The organism is Ideonella sp. P3_A4 (genome assembly GCF_056403075.1).
Map to the genome: position 1 here is coordinate 1 of NZ_JBFUGE010000472.1, position 4664 is coordinate 4664.

A 4664-nucleotide genomic window follows, 5' to 3' on the forward strand; every position below is an offset into this window, starting at 1 on the left:
GCGTAGGCGCGCTGCAGCGCCTGCACCGCGTCGGCAAAGCGTTCACCAGGCTGCAGCGGGGGATCATCCGGCAACAGCGTCACACCGCTGGCCTGCCACAAGCCGTCGCGGTTTTCTTGCAGCGTGGTCCATTGAAAGCGAGCGGCACCCGCACAGCGAACCTTGAGCACGCCGGGGCTCATCGCATCGACCTCCACCAGGTGCGCCAGCACACCCATCGGCTCGAAGCGGGTGGCGACTGCGGCGCCGCCTGGCTTGCGCACCTCGCCGCCCTGCAGCAGGCAGACGACGCCGAACGGCTGTTGCTCGCGCATGCAACTGGAGACGAGGTCAAGGTAGCGCGCCTCGAACACCTTCAGCGGCAGCCGGCCACCGGGAAACAACACGGTGCGCAGCGGAAACAGCGCCAGCGGGTCAGGCGCGTGGGCCACCAAGGTCATGCACGTTCATCCAGCTCGCGGTGGCGGCGCAGCGTGGCCACACGGCCCGCAAAGCGCTTGGCCAGCTGTTCGACAAAGTAGACCGAGCGGTGCTGGCCGCCGGTGCAGCCAATGCACACCGTCAGGTAGCTGCGCTGGTCTTGCTCGAACGAGGGCAGCCAGCGCCGCACGAAGCCCTCGATCTGGGTCAGCATCTCGCCGACCTCGGGCTGCTCTTGCAGGTAGGTTGCCACCGGCTCGTCACGCCCGTTCAAGGGCCGCAGCTCGCGGATGTAGAACGGGTTTGGCAGCACGCGCACATCGAACACCAGGTCGGCATCCAGCGGCACGCCATGCTTGAAGGCGAACGATTCGAACACCAGCGTCAACCGGCTGCTGGTGGCATTGACCAGCTCGCGCAGCCACAGCCGCAACTGGGCCGGGCGTAGTTGCGACGTGTCCAGCACGGTCGAGCGTTCGCGCAGCTCGGCCATCAACTGCTGTTCGAGCTCGATCGCTTCGACCAGCGCGCGGTGCGGATCGCCCTCGTGGTTGGGTGCGCTCAGCGGATGAGGGCGACGCGTCTCCGAGAAGCGCTTGACCAGCGCTTCGGTGCTGGCGTTGAGGAACACGCTGCGCACGTCGACACCCTCGGCGCGCAGCTGGTCCAGCACCGGCAGCAGGTGCGGCAATGAACCGGCGGTGCGCACATCGACCGCGATCGCCATGCGGCGCACGCCGTGGGTGCTTTCGACGCGGATGAACTCGCGCAGCAGCTCGGGCGGCAGGTTGTCGACGCAGAAGTAGCCGGCGTCTTCCAGCGCGTGCAGCGCCACTGATTTGCCAGAGCCGGAGATGCCGGTGACCAGCACGACCTCGCGCGTGTCGGGCGCCACGTCAGTGGCCGCTGGCACGGGAGCCGGCGCAGGAGTATCGGAATCGCTCATGGCGAGGGCTTCGCGCGGGCTGCACGAGGCGTCTCATGCACCGCGCGCTGGATCAGCTCTTGCGCATGGGCCAGGCTGGTGCCGGACTGGCGGTCACCACCCAACATGCGAGCCACCTCGGCCACGCGGGCTTCACCGTGCACCGGCGCGATCTGGCTCAGCGTCTGGCCGCGCTCGGTGGCCTTGGCGACGACGAAGTGGCAATCGGCACAGGCAGCGACCTGCGGCAAGTGGGTCACTGCCAGCACCTGCGCGCTGCGGCCCAATTGCTTCATTAGTCGACCCACAGAATCGGCGACGGTGCCGCCCACGCCGGAATCGATCTCGTCGAAGATCAGCGTGGCGGGGCTGCTGGAAGCGTTGGCACCGGCCTGGCGCGATTGCGCCGTGGTCACGGCGATGGCCAGCGCGAGCCGCGACAGCTCACCGCCCGACGCCACCTTGCCAAGCGGACGCGGCGCGCTGCCGGCATGGCCCGCGACCAGGAACTCGATGGTCTCCAGGCCGAACGATTGGGGTTCGTCGATGGCGCTCAGCGCCACCTCGAAGCGGCCCCCGGCCATGCCCAGCTGCTGCATCGCTTCGGTCACGCGCTGCGCCAGCGGCTTGGCGGCCTTGTGACGGGCGGTGCTGACGGCCTTGGCTTCCTTGTGCCAGGCGGCGCGCGCGTCGGCGACGCGTTGCTCCAGTCCCGCCAAATCGGCGGCTTCGTCCAGCACGTGCAGCGAGGCGCGCCACTCGGCCAGCAGTGCAGCCAGCTCTTCGGGCGGGCGACGGTAGCGCCGAGCCAGGCTGAGCCACGCCGACATGCGGTTGTCCAGCTCGGCCAGGCGAGCCGGGTCCAGCTCGGTTCGCGACAGGTAGGCGTTCAGCGTGTGGGCCGCGTCTTCCAGCTGCGCTTGCGCGCCTTGCAGCACTTCGAGCACCGGCGAAAGCCGCGGGTCGAACTCGGCCACGTCTTCGAGGGCGGCTAGCGCACGGGCAACGCGGCGCGACGCGTTGTCGTCATCGTCGCCCGACACTGCGCGTGCGGCCTGGCCGGCGCCGTCCATCAGGGCCTGCGCATGAGCCAGGCGCTGGTGTTCGGAGTTCAGCTCGGGCCATTCGTCGTCGCCCGGGGCCAGCTTGTCCAGCTCGCCGATCTGCCACTGCAGCCGTTCACGCTCGCTCGCCAGTTCGCCCTGGCGGGTATGTGCCGACTCCAGCGTCTGGCTGGCGGTGCGCCAGTTGTCGAAGGCGGCTGCCATCGGGCGCACGTCGACACCGGCTTGTTCGTCCAGCAGCGCGCGCACCGAAGCAGGCCGCGTCAAGCCTTGCCAGGCGTGCTGGCCGTGGATGTCGATCAGGTGGTCGGCCACCTCGCGCAACTGCGCGGCGGTGGCGGCGCTGCCGTTGATGAATCCGCGGCTGCCGCCCTTGGCGTCGACGATGCGGCGCAGCAGCAACGTGCTGTCGGTGGCATCGAAGCCAGCGTCGTCCAGCCAGCCGGACAGCATGGGCGGCAGGTCGAAAGCGGCGGTGATTTCGGCACGTGTGGCACCGTCGCGCACGACATGGTTTTCAGCGCGGGCGCCGAGCGCGAGTTGCAGCGCATCGATCAGGATCGACTTGCCAGCGCCGGTTTCACCGGTCAAGACCGAGAAGCCGGCGTCGAACTCGACGTCCAGCGTGCTGACGATGACGAAATCCTTGAGGGTGAGGCTCTTGAGCATGAGTGGAAAAAAATCAGACGGCGCCGGGCCGCCCCAAGGCGGCTGAGCACCCCCTCGGGGGGCGGGCGCGAAGCGACCTGGGGGCTGTCATCACACGCCTTCGTACCAGCGCAGCTTGCGCCGCAAGGTGGCGTAGTAGCTCCAGCCGCGCGGGTGCAGAAAGCGCACCATCTGGGCCGAGCGGCGCACGCGGACCTGGTCGCCGTGCAGCAGGCTGGCCAGGCGGTGCATGTCGAAATTGGCGCTGCAGTCGCGCCCGGCGACGATGGTGACGGTCACGTCCTGCCCGTCGGGCAGCACGATCGGCCGGTTGGACAAGGTGTGCGAGGCGATCGGCAGCATCACCCAGCCGGCGATGGCCGGGTGCAGGATCGGGCCACCTGCCGACAGCGCATAAGCAGTGGAGCCCGTGGGCGAAGCGATGATCAGGCCGTCGGCGCGGATGTTGGCGACGAACTCGTCGCCGACGTCGATGCGCAACTCGACCATGCTCGCGGTGTTGCCGCGGCTGACCACCACGTCGTTCAACGACAGGCCTTCGAAGATGTTCTCGCCGTCGCGCCAGACCTCGCCTTCGATCATCGCGCGGCGCTCTTCCTCGTAGTCGCCTTGCATCATCGGGCCCAGCGCCTCGGCCCAGTCGGCCGCGCGGATGTCGGTGATGAAACCGAGCCGGCCCTGGTTGATGCCGACCAATGGCAGGTTGTAGAAGGCGAGTTCGCGTGCGATGCCGAGCATCGTGCCGTCGCCGCCGACGACCACTGCGATGTCGCAGCGTTCGCCCAGTTCGGCGGTGGTCCACGCCCCGTGGTCGGCCCAGTCGGTGTTCAAGGCGGTTTCGCGCTCGACAGACACCTCCATGCCTTGGCGGAGCAGAAATTCGGCGAGGCTTTGCAGCATGGGCCTGATGCCCTGGGCCTGGTACTTGCCTATCAACGCAGCGTGGCGAAAGCGATTGGGCATGGCCCTGGTCTGGTTCAAGAGGGTGCGAGGAATTACACCACAGGGGCTTTCGCACGGCAGGGTGACCAAGGCCCCCTGTCCGTACAATGATTTCATGCTCGACGAGCGCTCACGATCGCTGCTGAAGACCCTGGTTGAACGGTACATCGCCGACGGCCAGCCGGTAGGCTCGCGCACGCTGTCCAAAGCCTCGGGGCTGGAACTGTCGCCGGCGACCATCCGCAATGTGATGGCCGACCTCGAAGAGCTGGGCCTGATCGTCAGCCCGCACACCTCGGCCGGCCGCATCCCCACCGCGCGTGGCTACCGGCTGTTCGTCGACACGATGCTGACGACGCGCACGCTCGATTTGAGCCAGACGCCACCCGACCTGGTGGCGGCGCGTGAGCAACTGCACCCCGATCAACCGCAGCGCGTGATCGCGCAGGCGGCGCAGTTGCTTTCCAACCTGTCCAGCTTTGTCGGCGTGGTCACCGCACCGAAGAAGCCGAGCGTGTTCCGCCACATCGAATTCCTTCGCCTGGGCGAGAAGCGCGTGCTGGTGATCCTGGTGGCGCCGGACGGCGACGTGCAGAACCGCGTCATCTTCACCGCCCACGACCCGACCCAAAGCGAGCTGGTCG

Annotated in this window: 5 protein-coding genes; 1 reads left to right on the plus strand and 4 read right to left on the minus strand. The window is 68.1% G+C overall.

Annotated elements, in window-relative coordinates; translation table 11 throughout:
• The 4 genes from AC1DYI_RS27055 to AC1DYI_RS27070 form a co-directional block, all read right to left on the minus strand.
• A partial coding sequence (locus tag AC1DYI_RS27055; protein ID WP_477207216.1) for an LON peptidase substrate-binding domain-containing protein occupies positions 1 to 440 on the minus strand: 440 nt, incomplete at its 3' end.
• Positions 437 to 1366, minus strand: a complete 930-nt coding sequence (gene rapZ / locus AC1DYI_RS27060) for an RNase adapter RapZ (protein ID WP_477207217.1) — start codon at positions 1364 to 1366, stop codon at positions 437 to 439. The genes rapZ and AC1DYI_RS27055, both read right to left, overlap by 4 nt.
• Positions 1363 to 3078 (minus strand): DNA repair protein RecN, encoded by a 1716-nt coding sequence (gene recN / locus AC1DYI_RS27065; protein WP_477207218.1) that lies wholly within the window; start codon positions 3076 to 3078, stop codon positions 1363 to 1365. Before recN ends, rapZ begins: the two co-directional genes overlap by 4 nt.
• A gap of 90 nt (positions 3079 to 3168) precedes the next feature.
• Entirely contained in the window at positions 3169 to 4041 is an 873-nt protein-coding gene (locus tag AC1DYI_RS27070; protein ID WP_477207219.1) for an NAD kinase, read from the minus strand.
• A 94-nt stretch (positions 4042 to 4135) separates the two neighbouring features.
• On the opposite strand from AC1DYI_RS27070, the gene AC1DYI_RS27075 reads away from it, so the two are divergent.
• A partial coding sequence (locus AC1DYI_RS27075) for an HrcA family transcriptional regulator (RefSeq protein ID WP_477207220.1) occupies positions 4136 to 4664 on the plus strand: 529 nt, incomplete at its 3' end.

Coding starts and splice junctions, on each gene's coding strand:
- rapZ (WP_477207217.1), bottom strand. CDS start 1,366: ATGAGCGATTCCGATACTCCTGCGCCGGCTCCCGTGCCAGCGGCCACT.
- recN (WP_477207218.1), bottom strand. CDS start 3,078: ATGCTCAAGAGCCTCACCCTCAAGGATTTCGTCATCGTCAGCACGCTG.
- AC1DYI_RS27070 (WP_477207219.1), bottom strand. CDS start 4,041: ATGCCCAATCGCTTTCGCCACGCTGCGTTGATAGGCAAGTACCAGGCC.